The sequence below is a fragment of the Derxia lacustris genome (assembly GCF_002105195.1).
Lineage (GTDB): Bacteria > Pseudomonadota > Gammaproteobacteria > Burkholderiales > Burkholderiaceae_E > Derxia > Derxia lacustris.
In genome coordinates this window covers 463,656-485,992 of sequence record NZ_MUHU01000008.1, presented here as the reverse complement: position 1 = coordinate 485,992, position 22,337 = coordinate 463,656, and the positions used below count along the sequence as shown (strand labels likewise).

At 70.2% G+C, this 22,337-nt stretch carries 14 protein-coding genes; 5 read left to right on the top strand and 9 right to left on the bottom strand.

Annotated elements, in window-relative coordinates:
* The first annotated feature begins 43 nt into the window (after positions 1 to 43).
* Together B9P64_RS08840 and B9P64_RS08835 are read left to right on the top strand one after the other, a co-directional pair.
* Positions 44 to 1,738 (top strand): lactate permease LctP family transporter, encoded by a 1,695-nt coding sequence (locus tag B9P64_RS08840; RefSeq protein WP_085315841.1) that lies wholly within the window; start codon positions 44 to 46, stop codon positions 1,736 to 1,738.
* Positions 1,739 to 1,895: 157 nt separating this feature from the next.
* Complete coding sequence (locus B9P64_RS08835; protein WP_085315840.1) at positions 1,896 to 5,654, top strand: PAS domain S-box protein; 3,759 nt, start codon at positions 1,896 to 1,898, stop codon at positions 5,652 to 5,654.
* A gap of 15 nt (positions 5,655 to 5,669) precedes the next feature.
* Here the strand turns inward: B9P64_RS08835 and B9P64_RS08830 are convergent, their stop codons facing one another.
* The 8 genes from B9P64_RS08830 to B9P64_RS08795 form a co-directional block, all read right to left on the bottom strand.
* Entirely contained in the window at positions 5,670 to 6,752 is a 1,083-nt protein-coding gene (locus tag B9P64_RS08830; protein ID WP_085315839.1) for a TRAP transporter substrate-binding protein, read from the bottom strand.
* A 102-nt stretch (positions 6,753 to 6,854) separates the two neighbouring features.
* Positions 6,855 to 7,502: a hypothetical protein gene (locus B9P64_RS08825; protein ID WP_085315838.1), complete on the bottom strand. Its 648-nt coding sequence runs from the start codon at positions 7,500 to 7,502 to the stop codon at positions 6,855 to 6,857.
* A gap of 316 nt (positions 7,503 to 7,818) precedes the next feature.
* Positions 7,819 to 8,901, bottom strand: coding sequence for a TRAP transporter substrate-binding protein (locus tag B9P64_RS08820; protein WP_085315837.1), 1,083 nt, complete (start codon positions 8,899 to 8,901; stop codon positions 7,819 to 7,821).
* Between the two features lie 57 nt (positions 8,902 to 8,958).
* A complete protein-coding gene (locus tag B9P64_RS08815) occupies positions 8,959 to 10,725 on the bottom strand; it encodes a TRAP transporter large permease (protein WP_139826235.1) in 1,767 nt (588 codons plus the stop codon).
* Positions 10,725 to 11,315, bottom strand: coding sequence for a TRAP transporter small permease subunit (locus B9P64_RS08810; RefSeq protein WP_085315835.1), 591 nt, complete (start codon positions 11,313 to 11,315; stop codon positions 10,725 to 10,727). Before B9P64_RS08810 ends, B9P64_RS08815 begins: the two co-directional genes overlap by 1 nt.
* 241 nt (positions 11,316 to 11,556) lie before the next feature.
* Positions 11,557 to 12,612 carry a purine-nucleoside phosphorylase gene (locus tag B9P64_RS08805; RefSeq protein WP_085315834.1) on the bottom strand — a complete coding sequence of 352 codons (1,056 nt, stop codon included), beginning with the start codon at positions 12,610 to 12,612 and terminating at the stop codon, positions 11,557 to 11,559.
* 55 nt (positions 12,613 to 12,667) lie between these two features.
* The gene (locus tag B9P64_RS08800; RefSeq protein ID WP_139826213.1) at positions 12,668 to 13,666 is read right to left on the bottom strand and encodes a hypothetical protein; all 999 of its coding nucleotides are present in this window, start codon (positions 13,664 to 13,666) and stop codon (positions 12,668 to 12,670) included.
* 41 nt (positions 13,667 to 13,707) lie between these two features.
* Positions 13,708 to 14,346: a hypothetical protein gene (locus tag B9P64_RS08795; protein ID WP_085315832.1), complete on the bottom strand. Its 639-nt coding sequence runs from the start codon at positions 14,344 to 14,346 to the stop codon at positions 13,708 to 13,710.
* A gap of 287 nt (positions 14,347 to 14,633) precedes the next feature.
* On the opposite strand from B9P64_RS08795, the gene B9P64_RS08790 reads away from it, so the two are divergent.
* On the top strand, positions 14,634 to 17,954 hold the full coding sequence (locus tag B9P64_RS08790) for an nSTAND1 domain-containing NTPase (protein ID WP_085315831.1): 3,321 nt from the start codon (positions 14,634 to 14,636) through the stop codon (positions 17,952 to 17,954).
* Positions 17,951 to 18,499 (top strand): hypothetical protein, encoded by a 549-nt coding sequence (locus tag B9P64_RS08785; protein ID WP_085315830.1) that lies wholly within the window; start codon positions 17,951 to 17,953, stop codon positions 18,497 to 18,499. The genes B9P64_RS08790 and B9P64_RS08785 overlap by 4 nt, the downstream gene beginning before the upstream one ends.
* 14 nt (positions 18,500 to 18,513) lie before the next feature.
* Here the strand turns inward: B9P64_RS08785 and B9P64_RS08780 are convergent, their stop codons facing one another.
* Positions 18,514 to 18,693, bottom strand: coding sequence for a hypothetical protein (locus B9P64_RS08780; protein ID WP_085315829.1), 180 nt, complete (start codon positions 18,691 to 18,693; stop codon positions 18,514 to 18,516).
* Between the two features lie 294 nt (positions 18,694 to 18,987).
* Between B9P64_RS08780 and B9P64_RS08775 the strand changes: the two genes are divergently transcribed.
* Positions 18,988 to 22,323, top strand: coding sequence for an nSTAND1 domain-containing NTPase (locus B9P64_RS08775; RefSeq protein ID WP_085315828.1), 3,336 nt, complete (start codon positions 18,988 to 18,990; stop codon positions 22,321 to 22,323).
* The last annotated feature ends 14 nt before the right edge of the window (positions 22,324 to 22,337 follow it).

Genomic DNA, 22,337 nt, shown 5'->3' with positions numbered 1-22,337 from the left:
ACAGCGGCCGCGTTTCGACGGCCGCACGCAGGAGATCGAACCCATGCCCACCTGGACCCAGACCTACTTACCGCTCGGGAGCCTGACGCTGTCAGCCCTCGTTGCGGTCATCCCCGTCGTGTTCTTCTTCGTCGCGCTGGCCGTGCTGCGCATGAAGGGCCACATCGCCGGCACCATCACCGTGGCGCTGTCGCTCGCCATCGCCATCTTTGCCTACGGCATGCCGGCCGACATGGCCTTTGCTGCCGCCGGCTACGGCTTCATGTACGGCATCTGGCCGATCGCCTGGATCATCGTGTGCTCGGTATTCCTCTACAAGGTGACGGTCAAGACCGGCCAGTTCGACATCATTCGCGCGTCGATCCTGTCGATCACCGACGACCAGCGCCTGCAAATGCTGCTGGTCGGCTTCTCGTTCGGTGCCTTCCTGGAAGGCGCGGCGGGCTTCGGCGCGCCGGTCGCCATCACGGCGGCGCTGCTGGTGGGCCTGGGCTTCAACCCGCTGTACGCGGCCGGGCTCTGCCTGATCGCCAACACGGCGCCGGTGGCCTTCGGCGCGATGGGCATTCCCATTCTCGTGGCCGGCAAGGTCACGGGCATCGACCCCTTCCTGATCGGCAAGATGGCCGGCCATCAGCTGCCGCTGCTGTCGCTGTTCGTGCCGTTCTGGCTGGTGTTCATGATGAACGGCCTGAAGGGCGTGAAGGACACCTGGCCCGCCGTGCTGGTGGCCGGTGGCAGCTTCGCCGTGACCCAGTTCTTCACCGCCAGCTATGTCGGCCCCGAACTGCCGGACATCACCTCGGCGCTGGTCAGCCTGATCTGCCTGACCGTGTTCCTGAAGGTCTGGCATCCGAAGGAGACCTTCCGCTTCGCCACCGCCGGCGGCGTCGGCGCCTCGGCCGTGGCCGGTGCCGGCATCACCTCGGTGGGCGGCGGCAAGGGCAAGCCCTCGGGCTACTCGGCGGGCCAGATCTTCAAGGCCTGGTCGCCGTTCGTGATCCTGACCGCGCTGGTCACGATCTGGAGCCTGAAGCCGTTCAAGGCCATGTTCGACAAGGGCGGTGCGTTCGAGCACTGGATCGTCAAGTTCGAAGTGCCCCATCTGCACAACCTGGTCATCAAGACCGTGCCCATCGTGTCGAGCGACAAGCCGTATGACGCGATCTACAAGTTCGATTTCCTGTCGGCCACCGGCACCGCGATCCTGTTCGCCGCGATCATCTCGATGGTCATCCTCAAGCTCAAGCCGATGGAAGGCCTCAAGACCTTCGGCGAAGTGCTCAACGACCTGAAGCGCCCGATCTATTCCATCGGCATGGTGCTGGCGTTCGCCTTCGTGGCCAATTACTCGGGCCTGTCGTCGACGCTGGCGCTGGTGCTGGCCGGCACCGGTGCCGCCTTCCCGTTCTTCTCGCCCTTCCTCGGCTGGCTCGGCGTGTTCCTGACCGGCTCGGACACCTCGGCGAATGCGCTGTTCTGCTCGCTGCAAGCCACCACCGCGCACCAGATCGGCGTGCCCGACACCCTGCTGGTGGCGGCCAACACCACCGGCGGCGTGACCGGCAAGATGATTTCGCCGCAATCGATCGCCGTGGCCTGCGCCTCGGTCGGCCTGGTCGGCAAGGAGTCGGACCTGTTCCGCTTCACCGTGCGCCACAGCCTGTTCTTCGCGACCATCGTCGGGATCATCACGCTCATCCAGGCCTACTGGCTGCCCGGCATGATTCCGCACTGAGCCACATCGTCTCTGACCCGTGCGGCGCCCCGGTGCCGCATGTTCACAAGCCATCCGGCGCAGGCCGAATGGCTTTTTTTTCGCCCTGATCGACCGCCGCACCGGCCGCCTACAATCCTTCGGCTGCCCTTCACATCCCGCCACCGGAGCTCGCCAGTTGCCGCCGATCGACGTTTCCGCCCGCCCGCCCGCACCGATTGCTCCGGCCGATCGCGCCACGGCCGGCTCGATCGCGCTGGGTTACGCGACGGCGTCAGGCGCGTGGATCTTCCTGTCGGACCTGGCCATCAACCGGCTGCTGTCCGATGCGGTCGATCATGAGCTGGCCGATGTGATGAAAGGGCTGGGCTTCATCGCGCTGACGGCCTGGCTGCTGTACCGGCTGCTGCTGCGCCGCTCGCGCCCGGCCGCCGAGGTCGGCGCCCGCGCCGAGGACGAGGCCCGCGCCGCCCGCGAGACCACGGCGCGCCAACCGGGCGCGGCGGCCCCCGGCCCGACCGGATCGCGCGCCGCGCCCTTCACCCTGCCGGCGGTGCTCTGGCCGGCGCTGCTGGTCGCGCCGCTGACCCTGTTCGGCGTGTTCTATGCCTATGTGCAGCACCGCGACACGGTGGTGGCGCGCATCGAGGCGATCGCCGATCTGCGCACGCGTCAGGTCGGCAACTGGCTCGCCGAGCGCCTGAACGATGCCCGCTTCGTGCGCGACAACCCGGTCTGGGGCGAGCTGGCCGAACGCTGGCAGGCCGGCGACCGGGCGGCGCGCGACAGCCTGGTCGGCCAGCTCGGCGCGCTGCGCATCAACGAGCCCTTCGGCGACATCGCGCTGTTCAGCCTCGGCGGCCAGCTGCTCTGGCATTCGGCCGGCTCCTTCGGCTCGATTCCGCCCGAACTGGCCGCCGGCATCGCCGGCGCCGTCGCCGGCAGCGGCCTGGGCACCGGCAGCGCCCTGCCACGCGGCGAAGTCGTCGGCCCCTATGCCGACGCCGACGGCCATGCTCGGCTCGACCTGATCGCCGTGCTGTCGGGCCGCGACGGCCGCCAGCGCGCGGTGGCGGTGCTGCGCATCGATCCCAGCCGCACGCTCGATCCGCTGCTCGACGGCTGGCCCACGCCCAGCGCCACCGGCGAGACGCTGCTGGTCGGCACCGAGGCCGATCGGCTGCGGGTGCTGAGCGCGCCGCGCAACCGGCCGAGCGCCGCCCTCACCACGCTCATGCCGCTCGACCGCGGCGATTCGCTGGCGGCCCAGGCGGTGCGCGGCGAGCTGCATCCGGGCAGCGCCGGCTGGGGCGTCGACTATCGCGGCGTGGCGGTGTTCGGCATGGTGCGGCCGGTGCCCGACAGCCACTGGCTGCTGGTCGCCAAGATCGATCGCAGCGAGCTGCTCGAAGCCACGCTGCGCGATGCGCTGTGGGTGGTGCTGGCCGGCATCGCCGCCTTCATGCTGGCGGCCGCCACCGTGCACCTGCGCCGCCAGCAGCGCGAGCTGACGCTGGAGCGCGCGGCGCGCGAAGCCCAGGACGCCCGGGTGCGCGCGCTGAGCCTGCTCGACACCCTGGTGCACAGCTCCGACGACGCGATCTTTGCCAAGGATGAGCAGGGTCGCTATCTGCTGTTCAACGCCGCCGCCTGCCGCCTGACCGGCAAGCGCGAGGCCGAGGTGCTGGGCCGCGACGACACGGCGCTGATGCCGCCGGCCCAGGCCGCCGCCGCGATGGCGCTCGACCGCATCGTGCTCGACAGCGGCAAGACCGTCACCGGCGAAACCCAGCTCATGCTCGACGACGGCCCGCGCGTGCTCGCCACCACCAAGGGCCCGCTGCGCAACGGCGAACGCATCGTCGGCGTGTTCGGCATCTCGCGCGACATGACCGAGCGCAGCCGCGACCGCGACCGGCTGCGCCAGCTGTCGCGCGCGGTCGAGCAGAGCCCGGAAAGCATCGTCATCACCGACCTGCAGGCCAACATCGAGTACGTCAACGACGCCTTCGTGCGCGTGAGCGGCTGGCGCCGCGAGGAAGTGCTCGGGCGCAATCCCAAGCTGCTGCAATCGGGCCGCACGCCGGTGGAAACCTATGCCGACATGTGGGCCACGCTCACCGCCGGCCGGCCCTGGCGCGGCCAGTTCTTCAACCGCCGCCGCGACGGCAGCGAATTCACCGAGATCGCGATCATCACGCCGCTGCGCGACGGCGACGGCAACATCAGCCATTACGTCGCGGTCAAGCAGGACGTGACCGCCCAGCAGCGCGACGCCGCCGAGCTGGAGGCGCATCGGCACCGGCTGGAAGAGCTGGTCGAGAGCCGCACCCGCGAACTGGCCGAGGCGCGCCGCCGCGCCGAGCTGGCCAACCGTGCCAAGAGCGAATTCCTGGCCAACATGAGCCATGAAATCCGCACGCCGATGAACGCCATCCTCGGTCTGGCGCGGCTGCTGCGACGCGCCGGCGCCACGCCCGAACAGGCCGAGAAGCTCGGCAAGATCGACACCGCCGGCAACCATCTGCTGTCGATCATCAACGACATCCTCGACCTGTCGAAGATCGAGGCCGGCCAGTTGCAGCTGGAGCAGACCGACTTCGCGCTGGCCGCGATGCTCGACCATGTGCGCTCCATCGTGCTGCCGCAGGCCGAGGCCAAGGGGCTGGTGCTGACCATCGAGCACGACGGCGTGCCCGACTGGCTGCGCGGCGATCCGACCCGGCTGCGTCAGGCGCTGCTCAATTACGCCGGCAATGCGGTCAAGTTCACCGAGCACGGCGCGATCGCGCTGCGCGCCGAGCTGATCGAGCCCGCCGGCGACACGGTGCTGGTGCGCTTCGAGGTGGCCGATACCGGCATCGGCGTGGCGCACGACCAGCTGCCGCGGCTGTTCCAAGCCTTCGAGCAGGCCGACGCCTCGACCACCCGGCGCCACGGCGGCACTGGGCTCGGGCTGGCCATCACGCTGCGGCTGGCGCGGCTGATGGGCGGCGAGGCCGGCGCCAGCAGCGAGCCCGGCATCGGCAGCCGGTTCTGGTTCACCGCCCGGCTGGCGCGCGGCCGCGCCGGCGTGGTCACCGAACCGAGCCTGGGCGCGGCCCGCGCCGAAGCGCTGCTGCGCGAGCGCCATCAGGGTCGCCGCGTACTGTTGGCCGAGGACCATCCGGTCAACCGCGAAGTGGCGGTCGAGCAGCTCGCCGCCGTCGGCCTGGTGGTGGACGTGGCCGAGGACGGCGTGGCCGCCATCGAGATGGTGAAGGCGGCCCGCTACGACCTGGTGCTGATGGACATGCAGATGCCGCGCATCGACGGCCTGGCCGCCACCCGCGCGATCCGCGCCCTGCCCGACCGGGCTGCGCTGCCCATCGTCGCCATGACCGCCAATGCCTTCGAGCAGGACCGCGAAGCCTGCGCCGCCGCCGGCATGAACGACTTCGTGACCAAGCCGACCGATCCACAGACGCTCTACACCACGCTGCTGCGCTGGCTGCCGGGCGGCGGCAGCGGCGCCGGTCGCGCCCTGCCGGCAGCGCCGGCCGACCGCGAGACGCTGGCGCTGCAACGGGTCCAGCGCATCGACGGCCTCGATCCGCGCAGCGGGCTGGCGCTGGTCTGCGGCAATGCCGGCACCTATCTGCGGCTGCTGCGGCTGTTTGCCGACACCCACCGCGACGATCCGGCGCGGCTGCGCCAAGCTGCCGCCGATGCCGACCGCGACCTGCTGTCGCAGCGCGCCCACACGCTCAAGAGCGCCGCCGGCAGCATCGGCGCGGCCCAGGTGCAGCATGCCGCCGCCGCGCTCGAAGCCGGTCTCACGCCGGCCACGCCGGCCCTGAGCGGCGACGAGGCCGAGCGCGCCGAGACGCTGGCGGCCCGGGTCGCCGGGCTGGTGGCCGAACTCGACCGCCTGGCCAATACCGCCAGCACCGGCTGAGGCCCGGCCCGCGCGTCAGAGCTGGGCCGCCTGCATGTAGCGATCGAAGCCGGTTTCGCAGAAACGGAACCAGAGATTCTGGTCCTTGCGAAACGCCGAATAATCCGAATAGACCTTCTTCCATTCGGGATTCTTCTCGCTCAATTCATTGCAGATATCCATGGTGTGCTTGAAGGCCGCATCCATCACGTCCTTCGGCATGCCGACCACCTTGGTTCCGCTTGCCACCAATTGCTTGAGCGCCGGCGGATTGTGGGCGTCGTAGCGCGCCTGCATCCACACATGGGCACTGCTCGCCGCCGCTTCCAGCACCGCGCGGTATTCGGCCGGCAGACCGTTCCAGGCCTTGGTATTGATGAAGAAATCGAGTTCCGGTCCGCCTTCCCACCAGCCCGGGTAGTGATAGAACGGCGCCACGCGTTGCAGACCGAGTTTCTGGTCGTCATAAGGCACGGTCCATTCGGCGGCATCGATCGCGCCTTTTTCGAGCGCCTGATAGATCTCGCCACCCGGCAGGCTTTGCGGCACGCCGCCCATGCGCTCGATGACCTTGCCGGCAAATCCCGAGATCCGGATCTTCATGCCCTTGATGTCGGCCACCGACTTGATCTGCTTGCGATACCAGCCGCCCATTTGCGCGCCGGTATTGCCGCCCGGCAGATTGACGATGTTGTAGTTGGCGTAAAACGCCCGCATCAGCTTCAGGCCGTTGCCCTCGAACATCCAGGCCGTCATCTGGCGCGAATTGAGCCCGAAGGGAATCGCGCAGCCGATGGCAAAGGTGTCGTCCTTGCCAAAGAAGTAATACGGCGCGGTATGGGCCATTTCCACGGTCTCGTTCTGCACCGCATCCACCACGCCGAATGGCGGCACCAGTTCGCCGGCCGCATGCACCGAGATCTGGAACTTGCCGCCGGTCATGTCGGCGACCTTCTTCGCCAGCACTTCCGAGGTGCCGAACAGCGCATCGAGCGACTTGGGAAAGCTCGACGCGAGCCGCCAGCGGATCGTCGCTTGCGAATGCACCACTGCCGGCGCGGCCCCCGCCGCGAGAATGCCGGCCATGCCGGTCTTGCCAATGAAAGCGCGTCGCTGCATGCGCGAACTCCTGTTTGCGTTGTTCGGGCCGAGCGGCCGGGCGCCGTTCGGGGCGCCGATGTTAACCGTGCGCCCGGAGCCCGCCCCCGCGCCGTCCGCGCTTCAGGGCATGGATGCCGGTGCGCCGTCGTCGAAGCGCACGCGCAACTCGGCGCGCGCGATTTCGAGACCGAACAGGCGGTTGCGGACCGTCAGGCTTTCATCGCTGACGAGGCTGCGCAGCCGGCCGTCGGGCAGGCGCGCCTGGATGACGCGGGTCAGCCGCACCTTCACGTCCGACCAGGGAAAGTCGGCCGCGCCCACATCGAGATTGGCGATGGCGGTGCTGCTGGCACCGGCGGCGCTGCCGAGCATGTCGGCGATGTCGTGGCGCCAGGCGCAGAGCTCGGCCTTGCCGCCGCCGGCCAGCGGACGCAGCTCGGGCGCGGCTGAGGCAATGCTCGCGACCAGATCGTCGGCATAGCGGCCGCAGTCCTCGCGGCCGGATTCATGCATCTCGGCATAGGTCGGCGCCAGCCATTCGCCGACCGACTCGGGCTGCAAGCGCTGCCAGCCGAGCAGGAAATACAGCCCCGACAGCCCAAGCAGGATGAGCAGCCGCTTGAGAAAGGCCCGCTCGTGGCGCCGGAAATCGGGCAGCGGCCGGCGCGCCGGCCAGCTCGGCGCGGCTTCATGCGTCGGCGCGCGGGCGTCGTCGGGCCACGATGCATCGAGTTCGATCGAATCGACCGGTTCCTTCGGCGAGGTCATGGAGGCGGGGTTCTGGCAGGCGCGTTTGGGAGGCTTCGGCCCTCGGGCCACAGCTGCGGACAGCGCGCGCGATGCCGCGCGGCATGCGGTTTTGACATGCGCCGGCGGCATACGTAAGCGATTGCAAGCGACGAACGAGAACTAGTCGTCACTCCGTCGCAGCCGGCCGCGAGCGCTCACCCGAATGCGGGATGCAGCGCCGCTTGCGGCGCCGGCCGAAGCCCCGGAAAGCCCGGCCGCAAATGAGAACGGCCGGCATCTCGCGATGCCGGCCGTCGTGGCAGCCCGGCAATTGCGCCGGGCCGGCCTGAGGCGATCAGAGTTGAACCGATTGCATGTAGCGGTCGAATGTGGCTTCGGTAAACCGGAACCACAGGTTCTGGTCCTTGCGGAAGGCCGAAAGATCGTCGTAGATCTTTTTCCATTCCGGATTCTTGGCGCTCAATTCGCTGTACAGCTCCATCGAGTGCTTGAAGGCCGCATCCATCACATCCTTGGGGAACGGCACGACCTTGGTGCCGCTGCTCACCAGCGTCTTGAGCGCGGGCGGATTGCGCACGTCGTACTTGGCCTGCATGTCGATATGCGCATAGGCCGAGGCCGCTTCGACGATCGCCTTGTATTCGGGATTGAGCGCGTCATAGGCCTTCTGGTTGATGAAGAACTCGAATTCCGGACCGCCTTCCCACCAGCCCGGGTAGTGATAGAAGCTCACCACCTTGTTGAAGCCGAGTTTCAGGTCGTCATAGGGGCCGATCCATTCGGCCGCGTCGATGGTGCCCTTTTCGAGCGCCTGATAGATCTCGCCGCCCGGCAGGCTTTGCGGCACGCCGCCCATGCGCTCCAGCACTTTCCCGGCAAAGCCGGAAATGCGCATCTTGAGGCCCTTGATGTCTTCAAGCGATTTGACCTGCTTGCGATACCAGCCGCCCATTTGCGCGCCCGAATTGCCGCCCGGGAAATTCACCATGTCGTACTTGGCGTAGAAGGCGCGCATCAACTTGAGGCCGTTGCCTTCGTACATCCAGGCCGTCATCTGGCGCGAATTGAGGCCGAAGGGAATCGCGCAGCCAAGCGCGAAGGTGTCGTCCTTGCCGAAGAAGTAATAGGGCGCGGTATGCGCCGCCTCGACCGTGGCCTGCTGCACGCCATCGACCACGCCGAAGGCCGGCATCAGTTCGCCGGCGGCATGCACCGAGATCTGGAACTTGCCGCCCGACAGGTCGCCGACCTTCTTGGCGAACACTTCGGCGGTGCCGTAGATGGTGTCGAGCGACTTGGGAAAGCTCGACGCGAGCCGCCAGCGCAGCGCGGTCTGGGCATGGACGATGGCCGGCGCACTGCCGGCGGCCAGGATACCGGCGATGCCGGTCTTGCCGATGAACGATCGACGTTCCATTTGCTGCTGTCTCCTCGGGTGGCGGCCGGGGTTCGTGCCCCGGCCGGATGAAGCGTGTCAGTTCTTGTTGTCGCGCTTGAGGTCGCGTTCGAGCGCCTTCATCGGGTCTTCCTCCTCGACCGGCGCGGCGCCGGGCTGGGGCGTGGCCGGCTCGGTCGGCGCGGCGCCGGGATCGGCCGGCGTCTCGTAGGCCGGTGCGGCGAAGGGATCGTCGCCGGGCACCGACATCTCCTGCAGCGCCTTGTCGGCATCGATGGTTCCCGCCGCCTCCTTGCTGGTGGAAACGATGCCGGGGAAGGCGATGATGAGTCCGACCATCACGATCTGGATCAGCACGAAGGGCACGGCGCCCCAGTAGATCTGCTCGGTGCGGATGCGCTCGACATTGCGGCCGGTGATGCGGTCGATGTAGTCCTTAACGGGCGCCACGCTGCGCAGATAGAACAGCGCAAAGCCGAACGGCGGATGCATGAACGAGGTCTGCATGTTGACCGCCAGCAGCACGCCGAACCACACCAGATCGATGCCGAGCTTGTCGGCCACCGGCCCGAGCAGCGGCACGACGATGAAGCTGAGCTCGAAGAAATCGAGGAAGAAGGCCAGGAAGAAGATCAGCAGGTTCACCACGATCAGGAAACCGAGCTGGCCACCCGGCAAGGCGGTGAGCAGATGCTCGACCCAGCGCGGACCGTCGACGCCCTGGAACACCAGGCTGAACACCGTGGAGCCGAGCAGGATGAACACCACGAAGGTGGACAGCTTGAGCGTGCTGTCCATCGCCTGCTTCATCAACTTGAGGTCGAGCCGCTGGCGCGAGAAGGCCATGATGAGCGCGCCGCAGGCACCCATCGCGCCACCCTCGGTCGGCGTGGCCACGCCGAGAAAGATGGTGCCCAGCACCAGAAAGATCAGCGCCAGCGGCGGGATCAGCACAAAGGTCACGCGCTCGGCCATGTTGCTGAGCAGGCCGAGCCTGAACAGCTTGTTGGCCAGCGACAGCACGAAGGCGATGCCGATGCCCACGCACATGGCGGTCACGATCAGCTCGTCGGTCGCCACCGTGGCCGGCCGGCTCTTGGCGAAGGCCACGGCGCACACGACCGACAGCAGCGTGAGAAAGCCGAGCGACTTGAGGCCGCTGCTGCCGTCGCTTTCGCGGATGGTGCGGGCCTCGGCCGGCAGCGCCGGCACCATGTGCGGCTTGAAGACCGCGACCAGCACGATGTAGCCGACGTACATGGCGGTCAGCACGAAGCCCGGCACGAAGGCGCCCTTGTACAGATCGCCGACGCTCTTGCCGAGCTGGTCGGCCATGATGATGAGCACCAGCGACGGCGGAATGATCTGCGCCAGCGTCCCCGACGCGGCAATCACGCCGGAGGCCACGCGGCGGTCGTAGCCGTAGCGCAGCATGATCGGCAGCGAGATCAGGCCCATCGAGATCACCGAGGCCGCGACCACGCCGGTGGTGGCCGCCAGCATCGCGCCGACAAAGATGACGGCAAACGCCAGCCCGCCGCGCACCGGCCCGAACAGCTGGCCGATGGTGTCGAGCAGATCCTCGGCCATGCCCGAGCGCTCCAGGATCAGCCCCATGAAGGTGAAGAACGGGATCGCCAGCAGCGTCTCGTTCTGCATGATCCCGAAGATGCGCAGCGGCAGCGCCTGCATCAGCGACGCCGGCAGCACACCCAGCTCGATGCCGACGATCGAGAAGAACAGCCCGCAGGCCGCGAGCGAAAACGCCACCGGAAAGCCCAGCAGCAGAAACACGATGAGCCCGGCGAACATCACCGGCGCCATGTTGCTTGCGACGAGTTCCATCATTTGGCGGCCTCGCGCTGGGCCAGCAGGAATTCGGCGAGCTCCTGCTCGGCGGTCTTGCCTTCGGTCTTGCTGCCCGGATCGGGCGCGCGGCCCATGAGGAAGGCCAGCCGCTTGATGAACTCTGCAATCCCTTGCAGGCCCAGCAGCGCAAAGCCCACCGGAATCAGCAGATAGACCGGCCAGCGGATCAGCCCGCCCGAGCTGCTCGACATCTCGCCCGACTGCAAGCCGCGCAGGAAGTACGGCACGCCCAGATCGAGCACCAGCAGCACGAAGGGCGCGAGGAAGAACACGAAGCCGAACAGCTCGACCGTCACCTGGGTGCGGCGCGAGAACTTGGACAGCAGCACGTCGATGCGCACATGTTCCTGCCGCAGCAGCGTGTAGCCCGCGCCGAGCAGGAACACGCCGGCGAACAGGTACCACTGGATTTCAAGAAAGGCATTCGAGCTGTAGTTGAAGGCCTTGCGGACGACCGCATTGAGCGCGCTGATGACCACGGCAGCGAGCACCAGCCAGCCCGCCGCCCGCCCGACCCGCTCGTTGAGCGCATCGATGCCGTGGGCGAATCGCAGAAGTGGATTCACTCTGTCTCCATCGGATCTTGTTGTTTGCCAGCCGGCCGGACGGCGGCTGGTTCGTTGGTGTGACCAGCGTCAGGGCCGATCAGGACGCGAGTGTCCGGGACGCTGGCGCCGAAAGGCAACCGAAGTAGTACCGATCCGGGCTACGTAGTTCTACGCAAGCCGGCCGGCCAGCCGATGACCGGTGCGCCAATCCGGCTGCCGCGATGCCCCGGGCGACGCAGCGGTCATTGGTCTGACCAGCTCAGTTCGCCGGCACGCCGTCCTTCCACTTGTCCCAGCGCGCGACCACGTCGTCGATGAAGGGTCGGCCGGCATTCAGCAGATTGCGCGTGGCCGGCACGAAGCCGCCCGACACCGATTGCGCCAGCGAGTCGTAGGCGGTCTGGCCCGGATAGGGCCGGTCGAAATTGCTGCCGCTGCGCAGCACCGCCACTCGCTTCAGGTCGAGCAGGCCGGCGCTGGCGCCGCGCTTGAGCGCCTCGTAGCTGGCGTTGTCTTCCTGCTGGGTGGTGCAGTAGTCGGCGGCGCCGTCGCTGAGCAGCTTGCTCCATTCACGCACATGGTTGCCGAGGAGTTCGCCATGCCACCAGGTGTCGCCGCTGGCGGTGTCGCAGCGGAGGACGGCGGGCGGCTGGTTGGCCGGCGCGCTGGTCCAGTGGGCGCGATAGAACACCGCCTCGGGGCTGTCCTCCAGCGGCGCCGCGCGGCTGAGCGCATAGGCGCGCGCGACCAGCGCCTCGTCGAGCCGGAAGGCTTCGGTCTTGTAGTCGAGCGGCGGCTTTTCGCCCGGGCCCTTGGTGTTGATGCCGAACAGGCCGCTGCGCCAGCCGGCGGGCAGCTCGCGCGCATCGATTTCCCAGGCCAGACCGGTGTCGATCAGCCAGCTGGCCCAGGCAGCGCTGCCGAGCGTGCCGCGCGCCGGATCGATGCCGGCAATGCCGGCGATGAGGAAATAGCTGCGGCTGAAGCCGAACTGGCGGCTGAACAGCAGCGCGGTGAGCGTGGCGGCGGCATTGGCATGGCCCATGCCGGTGGTGACCTGACAGACGTCGTCGGCATTGCAGCGCACGGCGGGCGACTCGGGCGGCAGGCCGGGCACGGCGATGCTCTGGTCGAGCTTGAGGCCGTCGATGAAGGGCTGGGCCTCGGGCGCAAACATGTTGACGATCAGCAGCTTGACCGGGCGTGGCGCGGTCTCGGCGGGTGGCGATGCGGGCCGCGAGCAGGCGGCGATCAGCAGCGCAACGCCGGTCAGCAGGGCAAGGACAAGGGCGGGACGGAACGGCGGATTGGGCATGGAGGACGCGGACGCAGGGGCGGAGCCGGCAGCCTAAGCAGTCGGCCGGCGCCTGTCATGCGCGCGCCGGCGTGCTCGCGCCGCCGGTGAGTCCGAGCCCGGCGATGGCGGTCAGCACCGCAGCGCAGAGCGCTTCCTGCGCCGCCAGTCCGCCGACGATGCATTCGTCGAACTGGCCGGTCCACAGCACCCGGCCGTCGGCCACACGCGACAGCCGCAGCGAGGCGCGGGCCCGGTCGCCGGCGCGCCGGATGCTGCCTTCGAGCACGCAGCTGCGCAGGCCGGCGGGCGCGGTCACGCGGTAGTCGCCCAGGCGCTGGGCGCAGACATGCAGCCCGGCCAGCCCCGGCGCGCCGCTGTCGGCGGCCCGGCTCAGCGCGCCGATCAGCTCCTCGTTCAGTCCGTCGACGAACAGCCGGTCGTCGGCATCGAGCCCGAGGCTGGCCAGCGGCGTGACGACGATGCTGCCGGGTCCGCCGCTCTCGGCCGCCGCGCTGGCGGCCAGCATCCATTCGCGCACCAGATTGGCGGTGCCGGTCTCGGCCGGCGCGGCCGGCGGCTCGGCCGGACCGGCGGCGACCAGGCTGCGCTCGCGCAGCACCGCATCGTTGGAGGCGAACAGCGCCGGCGCGGCGAGCGGATTGCCGCCCGGCTCGGGCGCCGGCTCGACCGCCGACGGGCCGGCGCGGAACACCGCCACATAGCCGCCGCAGGGCATCACGATGCGCACCGGATCGGCCCGGCCGCCGGCTTCGTAATACGCCGCCAGCTTGTCGCGCAGGCGGCGCGCCTGCACCCGCACGATCGGATCCTCGCCCGGGTTGTAGCTGGATGGCAGGCGGTCGAACACCGCCAGCCCGATGGCCATCTCGCTGAGTTCGCGGCGCTGGCCGGCCAGGGTGGCCAGCACCACATGGCGCAGCATCCGCGACAGCCGGCGCGAGCGCGCGAACTGCGGCGACGCGGCCACCCGCTCCAGGCATTCACGCACCACGTCGCGTTCGCGCGGTTCGGGCGCGGGCGGCAGACCGACGGGCAGGGACAGGGCAAGCATCTCGGTTCTCATGGGCATCTCCTGGAACTGATCGGTTGACATCAGCAGGACCGCAGGCGCTGGCCGGCGGCAGGGTCACGAAAAAGTTCGGCGACATGGCGCCCCGCGCTGCCGCGGATCACGACCACGCCGCCCTCCACCACCGGCGTCTGCGTGCTCAGCAGCGCCACATCGTCCAATCGGTCGCCGGGGCCGACATCGTTCGGCACCACCGCCAGATAAAAGGGCTGGCGCAAATCCTCGGCGCGGGTCTGGCCCGGCATCACCACAAACGACCAATAAAGCGGCAACGAATCCTTGAGTACCTTGACCCAGACTTCATGGCGGGTCCGGTTTTCGACCCGCACTTCGCCGTAATTGACTGCGCCCGCCGAAATGGCGCGCGGCAGGATATGCAGCGCCGGACCGCCTTCGATCACGCAATCCATTCCCGCGCCGTCGAATGGCACCGCCACCGGACCGGTTTCCTCGTCATTCGCCACTTCGGGAAACTGGCCATGAATGCGCGCCTCGATTTCATAAGCGCTTTCGACCCACAATTGCCAGCTGGCGCCGGCCGGAAGCGATATGACGCGCCAGGCGATCGTGCCCAGCGCGGTCTGCATGATCGGCCGCTTGTAAATGGCGACCCGCACGGCAGTGGCATCGTCGGCACGATTGACGAGAGTCATGTTGCTCATGGAAATGATCGGTTCAGGCTGGCACGGGTTCTGGGAGGAAATGCCGTCCGGAATCCGGAGCGGCGCTGGCAGGTCGTCGATGCCAATCTCTGCCGCGACGCCCGATCCGGCCTTCCGGAAACCTTCTGCCAGTCGAATTCGTGAAGTAGTTCACGATTTCACCGACGCTCAGGTATTCGTCAGGTAAAAAATCGGGCCACCAGCGAGGCTGGTGCCCGGCTCAATTCGGCGACCATGCTCATCCGGCGACACCGTCGCCCACCTGGCGCAGGCCCGGAATTCCTTCCATGAACCGTCGTACCGATTCCCTTCCCGTTTCCGCCATCGACAGCGCGCCATTCCGGCTGGGTGACTGGCTGGCATTGCCGGCGGAAAACGGCCTGACGCGCGCCGGATTGCGGGTGCAGATCGAGCCGCGCTGCATGGATGTATTGCTTTGCCTGGCCCGTGCCAATGGCGCGGTGGTGTCGGCCGACCAATTGCTCGACGAATGCTGGGCCGGCATCGATACCGGCGACAATCCGCTGCACAAGACCATTGCGCAATTGCGCCGGGTATTGGGCGACAGCGCCACCGCGCCGCATTACATCGAAACCATTCGCAAGCGCGGCTATCGCGTGCTGGTGCCGGTCGAATTCCTGGTGGCCGAAGAAACGCTGATTGCGCCGCCCTTGCCGGCAATGTCGTCGAGTCCGTTTCGCGGCCTGGAGCCTTTCGATGCCGATCACGCCACTTCCTTCTTTGGCCGCGATCAGGCAATTGCCGAATTGATGCAGAAAGTCGAGCGCCAATGCGAAATCGGCAGCGGCTTTCTGCTGGCGCTCGGCGCGAGCGGCTGCGGCAAGACCTCGCTGCTGCGCGCCGGCCTGCTGACCCGGCTGCGCGCCCTGCCCGAGGGCCATCCGGCGCGGCCGGCGGCGGTGGTGCAGCTGCGGCCCGACGACGGCGCCGACGCGCGCCAGCCCTGGCGCGCGCTGGCGGCGCGGCTGACCGGCGCGCTGCCGGCGGCCAGCGCGGCCGACGCCGCCGCCGGCCCGGCGGTCGATGCCGACTGGCTCAGCCTGTCGCCCGACGCCGCCGTCGGCGCGCTGCTGGCACGCCATGCCGGCCTGCCCGAGCCGCCGCCGGGCCGGCTCTATCTGCTGATCGATCCGTTCGAGCAGTTCTTCACCCTGCCCGGCTTCACGCCCGAGGTGCTGGCGGCCCAGCTGACGCTGCTGGCCGCGCTCGCGGCCTGTCCGCGCGTGTTCGTGCTGGCGGCCTGCCGCAACGAGTTCTATCCGCAGATCACCCGGCTGCCCGAGCTGATGCGGCTCAAGGCCGGCGCCGGCCAGTACGACGTGCCGGCACCGACGCCCGGCGAGCTGGCCCAGATGATTCGCTACCCGGCCACCGCCGCCGGCCTGGGCTTCGAGGTCAAGCCCGGCGGCGAGCATCTGGACGATGTGCTGCGCGACGCCGCCAGCCAGGGCAAGGAGGTGCTGCCGCTGCTCGAGTACGCGCTCGACGAGCTGTATCTGCGCCGCAGCGAGCGCGGCCTGCTCACCTTTGCCGCCTACGAGGCGATGGGCGGCGTCGAGGGCGCGATCGGCAAGCGCGCCGAGCAGACCGTGGCCGGGCTGGCGCCATCGGCCCAGGCGGCGCTCGGCCGGCTGCTGTCGCGGCTGGTGGTGACCGGCGCCGACGATCATGTGGGCGGCCGGCGCGTGCGCTTTGCAGAGCTCGGCGATACCGACGAGCGCCAGCTGCTCGATGCGCTGGTGGCGGCGCGGCTGGTGGTGACCGAATTCTTCGACGGCGAACCCTGCTTCTCGGCCAGCCACGAGGCGCTGTTCCGCCACTGGCCGCGCGTGACCGACTGGGTGCAGCGCCATCGCGCCGCGCTGCGGCTGCGCGCCAGCGTGGCGCCGCTGGTGGCGCGCTGGCAGGCCGAGGGCCAGTCGGCCGACTTCCTGCTGCCGCCCGGCCGCCAGCTGGAAGAAGCCGGCGAGCTGCTCGGCGGCAGCGATCTCGAGCTGGCCGACGCCGAGCGTGCCTGGCTCGCCGCCTCGGCGCGCCGCGCCGCGCTGCTGCGGCGCCGGCGCCGGCTCGGCATTGCCGCGCTGGCGCTGCTGGCCGTGGTCAGCAGCCTGCTGGCGATCGCCGCCTGGAATGCGCGCGAAGCGGCGGTCGAGCGGCGCCGCGAAGCCGAGGGGCTGATGAGCTTCATGCTCGGCACCCTGGCCGACAAGCTGCGCCCGATCGGCCGGCTCGAACTGCTCAACGACGTGAGCGAGCAGGCGCTGCATTTTCTGGCCGACGACCGCCGCGATGCCGACCTGCCGACGCGCATGGCGCATGCGCGCGCCTTGCAGGTGGGTGCCGAGGTCGAGCAGGCGCGCGGCCATGTCGACACCGCCGAGCAGCAGTTGCGCGCCGCGCTCGCGCTGCTGCCGGCGGTGCCGGCCGGCATCGACGATCCGGCGCTGCTGCGGCTGCTCGGCGAGCTGCATTTCTGGCTCGGCCAGCTGGCCTTCGACCGGCGCGACTGGCCGGCCGCGAGCCTTGCCTTCGAGCAATACCGCGCCAGCGCCGAACGCTGGCTGGCGCTGCAACCCGATGACCGCGGGGCGCGCCAGGAGCTGGCCTATGCGCTCAACAGCCTGGGCAGCGTCGCGCTCGAAGCCAACCGCAGCGCCGATGCGCTGGCCTATTTCCGGCGCTCGGTCGACCTCAAGCTGGCGCTGCGCACCGGCCATGAGGATGACGACGCGCTGACCGCCGACCTCGGCGACAGCATCGCCTGGCTGGCCGCCACGCTGCGGCGCGAGCTGAGGATCGGCGAGATCGAGCGCGAGACCGCGCGCGCCGCCGCGCTGCTGGTCGGCGTGGCCGAGCGCCGGCCCGGCGAAGGCCAGTGGCTGGCGCGCGCCGCCACGCTGCTGTCGGTCCAGGCCAGCGCGCGCATCGAACTGGGCGACGAAGCCGGCGCGGCGCCGCTGCTGCAACGCGCCAGCGGCTATGCCCGGCGCGCCCTGGCCATCGACGACAGCCGCCTGCCCTGGCTCATCCAGGCCAGTCAGGTCGATTGCGCGCTGGCGCGGCTGCCGGCGCCGGCCGGCGGTGCCACGCCCGACGGCGCGCGCAGCGTCATCGCCGGCGCACTGGCCCGGCTGGCCCGGCGCACCGAAGCCGGCACCGATCTCGATGCGCGCGAGCAGATGGCGCATTGCGAGCGCGCGCTCGCGCATGTCGAGACCGAGGCCGGCCGGCTGCCCGACGCCGCCGGCGCCATCGAGCGCGGGCTGGCCCATGCCGCCGGCTCGCCCGCGCTGACCTTGCGGCTCTGGCTCGACCGGCTGGCGCTCGCCCAGCGCAGCCACGACGCCGCCCGCATCGACGCGGCCCAGGCCCGGCTGCGCCAGCTCGACGCCGCCGACGGCGCCGCGCTGCCGGCGCCGCTGCGGCTCGAAGCCCGGCTGGCGCTGCTGGCCGCGCCGGCCACGCCCGATTCCACCACCCGGCAGCTGATCGAACGGCTGCGCCGCAGCGACTACCGCGAACGCGGCCTGCTCACGCTGGCCGCCAGCCGCGGCATCGATTTCCCCACCACCGCAAGAGAGCCATGAGCAACCCGAACTACACCGACGTCACCCTCAGCCTGCCCACCAGCGTCATCAAGGTGCACAACCCAGTCGCCCTGAACGCACCGGCGCTGGCCTCGTGCCGCTATCTGCGGCTGCACCGCAGCAGCAGCGCCGACGACCATCTGATGCTGCCCTACGAGGTCATCAACTACGACCAGAACGTGTCGTCCGGCGTGGGGCTGGTGCTCTACCGCCTGACCATCGCCAACGACCTCGGCAGCGCCAGCCAGATCGCCGATCTGGCCTGGGACAACGCCATCTTCTACACGCCGTCGTCGCGCCTGACCGTGGCCGCCAATGCCGCGCCGCCGTCGCCGGCCTATGTGGCACGCCATCCCGGCGCGCTGACCGGCACCGATCAGGTCATTGCCGGCTTCATCCAGCAGACCCAGGTCGCGTCGGACGCCGCCGGCTATCTGGTCGATCTGGTGATCGGCGGCACGGTGACGATCACGGTCGGCAACGGCGCGCCCGAGCGCTACGACGTGACCTTCGACCCGCAGGTCATCATCAAGCCCCCCCGCTGATCCGCGCTGCCGGCTCAGTCGCGGTCGTGATCCGGATCGCGCTGGGCCGGCGGATCGCTGGCCGGAAAACTCTCCTCGCCGTTCTCGTCGATCCGGTCCTCGGTCGGGCTTTGCGGCGGCTTGTCCTGCCGGATGTCTTCCGGCGTGGCCGGAACGACGGGCGGCTTGCGCGGCTTGCTTGCGGTCTGGCTCATGGCCTGCTCCCTGACGACAGGGATGCCGGCCGGCACCGCGTGCCGCCCTCATCCCCGCAACCAGACTGCCGCCCCGCCACCAGCCGGCGCGAGGCCGCTGCGCTCCTGTTACAGCGGCGCCCAGGCCCGACCGAAGCGCGCCACATGTGATGGATTGCTCGCTCGGCATGTTCCCGTCAGGTCGCCAGACCGGCGCGGCCCGAAGGTGGGAAACGATTTCACGACCGAATCGCGGTGCTGCCGGCAAGTTCCGGCGCCACCACTCCCACTCCCGCCGAACTGCCGCCGTCAGCCATGGATCGCTCCCGCGAACTGCCGCCCGCCGTACCTGCCAGCCCGCCGTTCCGCTTCGGCGACTGGCAGGCGCTGCCGACCGAGAACGCGCTCGCCCGCGAAGGCCTGCGCATCCAGGTCGAGCCACGCTGCATGGATGTGCTGCTGTGCCTGGCGCGCGCCGGCGGCGAGGTGGTGTCGACCGACCGGCTGCTCGACGAATGCTGGGCCGGCGCCGACATCGGCGACAACCCGCTGCACAAGACCATCGCCCAGCTGCGCCGCGCGCTCGGCGACAGCGCGGTGCGGCCGCATTACATCGAGACCATCCGCAAACGCGGCTACCGGCTGCTGCAACCGGTGCAATTCAGCGCGCCGGCGCCGGCCGAGCCGCTGCCGACGCTGGCGCCGCTGTCGGTCAGCCCGTTTCGCGGTCTGGCCGCCTTCGATTTCAACCATGCGGCCAGCTTCTTCGGCCGCGACCGCGCCATCGCCGAGCTGACCGAGCGCGTCGACGAGCAATGCGCGGCCGGGCGCGGCTTTGTGCTGCTGCTCGGGCCGAGCGGCTGCGGCAAGACCTCGCTGCTGCGCGCCGGCCTGATGGCGCGGCTCGGCCGGCTGCCCGACGGCGCGGCGCTGCGGCCGGCGGCGGTGCTGCCGTGGCGGCTCGATGCCGGCGACTGCGACCAGCCGCCCTGGCAGGCGCTGGCCGGCGCGCTGCTGGCCGCGCTGCCGCCGGCGGCCGAGGCCGACGCGCCGGCCACCGGCGGCGCCGGCCCGGTGTTCGATGCCGACTGGCTCGCCGCCGCGCCCGACTCGGCCGCGACCGCGCTGCTGGCGCGCCATGCCGGCGGCCGCGCGCCGGCCGGGCGCATCTATCTGCTGCTCGATCCCTTCGAGGCGCTGTTCACCCTGCCCGGCTTCACGCCGGCGATGCAGGCCGGGTTCATCGCCATGCTGGCGCGGCTGGCGGCGTCGCCGCGCTTCTTCGTGCTGGCGGCCTGCCGCAACGAGTTCTATCCCGACATCACCCGGCTCGCCGGCCTGGGCGAGCTGCGCGCCGGCGCCGGCCAGTACGACGTGCCCACGCCCACGCCCGGCGAGCTGGCCCAGATGATTCGCTATCCGGCCACCGCCGCCGGGCTGGCCTTCGAGGCCCGGCCCGGCGGCGAGCATCTGGACGATGTGCTGCGCGACGCCGCCAGCCGCGGCAAGGAGGTGCTGCCGCTGCTCGAATACGCGCTCGACGAGCTCTACCGCAGCCGCAGCGAGCGCGGCCTGCTGAGCTTTGCCGCCTATGACGCGATGGGCGGCGTGGAAGGCGCCATCGGCCGGCGCGCCGAGCACACCGTGGCCGGGCTGCCGCCAGCGGCCCAGGCCGCGCTCGGCCGGCTGCTGTCGCGGCTGGTGGTGATCGGCGCCGACGACCATGTGGCCGGCCGGCGCGCCCGCTTTGCCGAGCTGGGCGATGCCGACGAGCGCCAGCTGCTCGATGCGCTGGTGACGGCGCGGCTGGTGGTGACCGAATGCTTCGACGGCGAGCCCTGCTTCTCGGCCAGCCATGAGGCGCTGTTCCGCCACTGGCCGCGCGTGACCGACTGGGTGCAGCGCCACCGCGCCACGCTGCAATTGCGCGCCCGCATCGCGCCGCTGCTGGCGCGCTGGCTGGCCGAGGCCGAATCGCCCGACTTTCTGCTGCCGCCCGGCCGCCAGCTCGACGAAGCCGAGGAGCTGCTGACCGGCACCGGACTCGAACTGACGCCCGACGAAGGCCGCTGGCTCGCCGCCTCGGCGCGGCGCGCGCGCCGGCTGCGCCAGCGGCGCCGGCTGGCGCTGGCCGGGCTGGCGACGCTGGCCCTCGTCGGCAGCCTGCTGGCGGCACTGGCGCTCGACCAGCGCCAGGCCGCCGAGACCCGGCGCCGCGAAGCCGAGGCACTGATGAGCTTCATGGTCGGCACGCTGGCCGACAAGCTGCGTCCGATCGGCCGGCTCGAACTGCTCGAAGGCGTGAGCGACGAGGCGCTGCGCTTTCTGGCCGCCGACCGGCGCGACGACGATCTGCCGGCGCGCATGGCGCGCGCCCGCGCGCTGCAAGTGGGCGCCGAGGTGGAACAGGCGCGCGGCCAGCTCGACGCCGCCGAGCAGCGGCTGCATGCCGCACTCGCGCTGCTGCCGGCGGCGCCGGCCGGCATCGACGATCCGGCGCTGCTGCGGCTGCTCGGCGAGCTGCATTTCTGGATCGGCCAGCTGCATTTCGACCGCCGCGACTGGCCGGCCGCGAACGCCGCCTTCGAGCACTACCGCGCCACCGCCGAACGCTGGCAGCAACTGCGCCCGGACGACCGCCAGCCGGTGGCCGAGGTCGGCTATGCGCTCAACAGCCTGGGCAGCGTCGCGCTCGAATCCGACCGCATCGACGAAGCCCGCCTGGCCTTCGAGCGCTCGGTCCGGATCAAGCGCCAGCTGCGCGCCGGCCAGGAGGACGACGCCCAGCTCAGCAGCGATCTGGCCGACACGCTGAGCTGGCTCGGCAGCACCCATGCGCGGCTGCTCCAGCCCCGGCTCGCCGAACGCGAGCAGGCCGAAGCCATCGGCCTGCTGCTGCCGATCGCCGAGCGCCGCCCCGGCGAGGCCTACTGGCAGTACGAGGTGGCCGTGCTGCTGGCGCTGCATGCGCAGGCGCTGGCCGACCTGGGCGACGACGCGACGGCGCGCCAGCAGCTGGGCCAGGCGCGCGGCTATCTCGACCGCGCGCTCGCCATCGACAGCGGCCATCCCGGCTGGCACCGGCGCGCCGCCCAGTTCGATTGCGCCGACGCCGCGCTCGCATCCGACGGCGCAGGCGCCGAGCGCCAGCGCCGGCAGGCCCGGCTCGATGCCGCCATCGCGCGCCTGCTGGCCAGCGCCAGCGGCGGCGGCAGCCTGCTCAACCGCATCGATGCCGGCCGCTGCCTGGGCCAGCAGGCCCGGCTGGCGCTGGCCGACGGCGATCCGGCCGGCGCCGACGCGGCACTCGTGCGCGGACTCGCGCTGCTGGCCGATGCCGGCAGCCAGGCCGAACCGGTGGTCAATGCGCTGCTGCGCCAGCGGCTGGCGCTGGCCCGGCGCAGCGGCGCCGCCGATGCCGAAGCCGCCACCCGCAGCGCCCTGGTCGCCGCGCTGGCCCGGCTCGATGCCGCGCCGGCCGACCTGCGCGACCGGCTGCCGCTGCGGCTCATGACCCGGCTCGAACTGGCGTCCGGCGCCGGTCCGGCCGATCTCGATTCCGAGCTGCGCAGCCAGCTCGAACAGATTCGGCAAAGCGGTTACCGCAACGCCGATTTCACCCGCCTGCTCGCGCAGCGCGGACTCCAATGACCCATCCACTCACA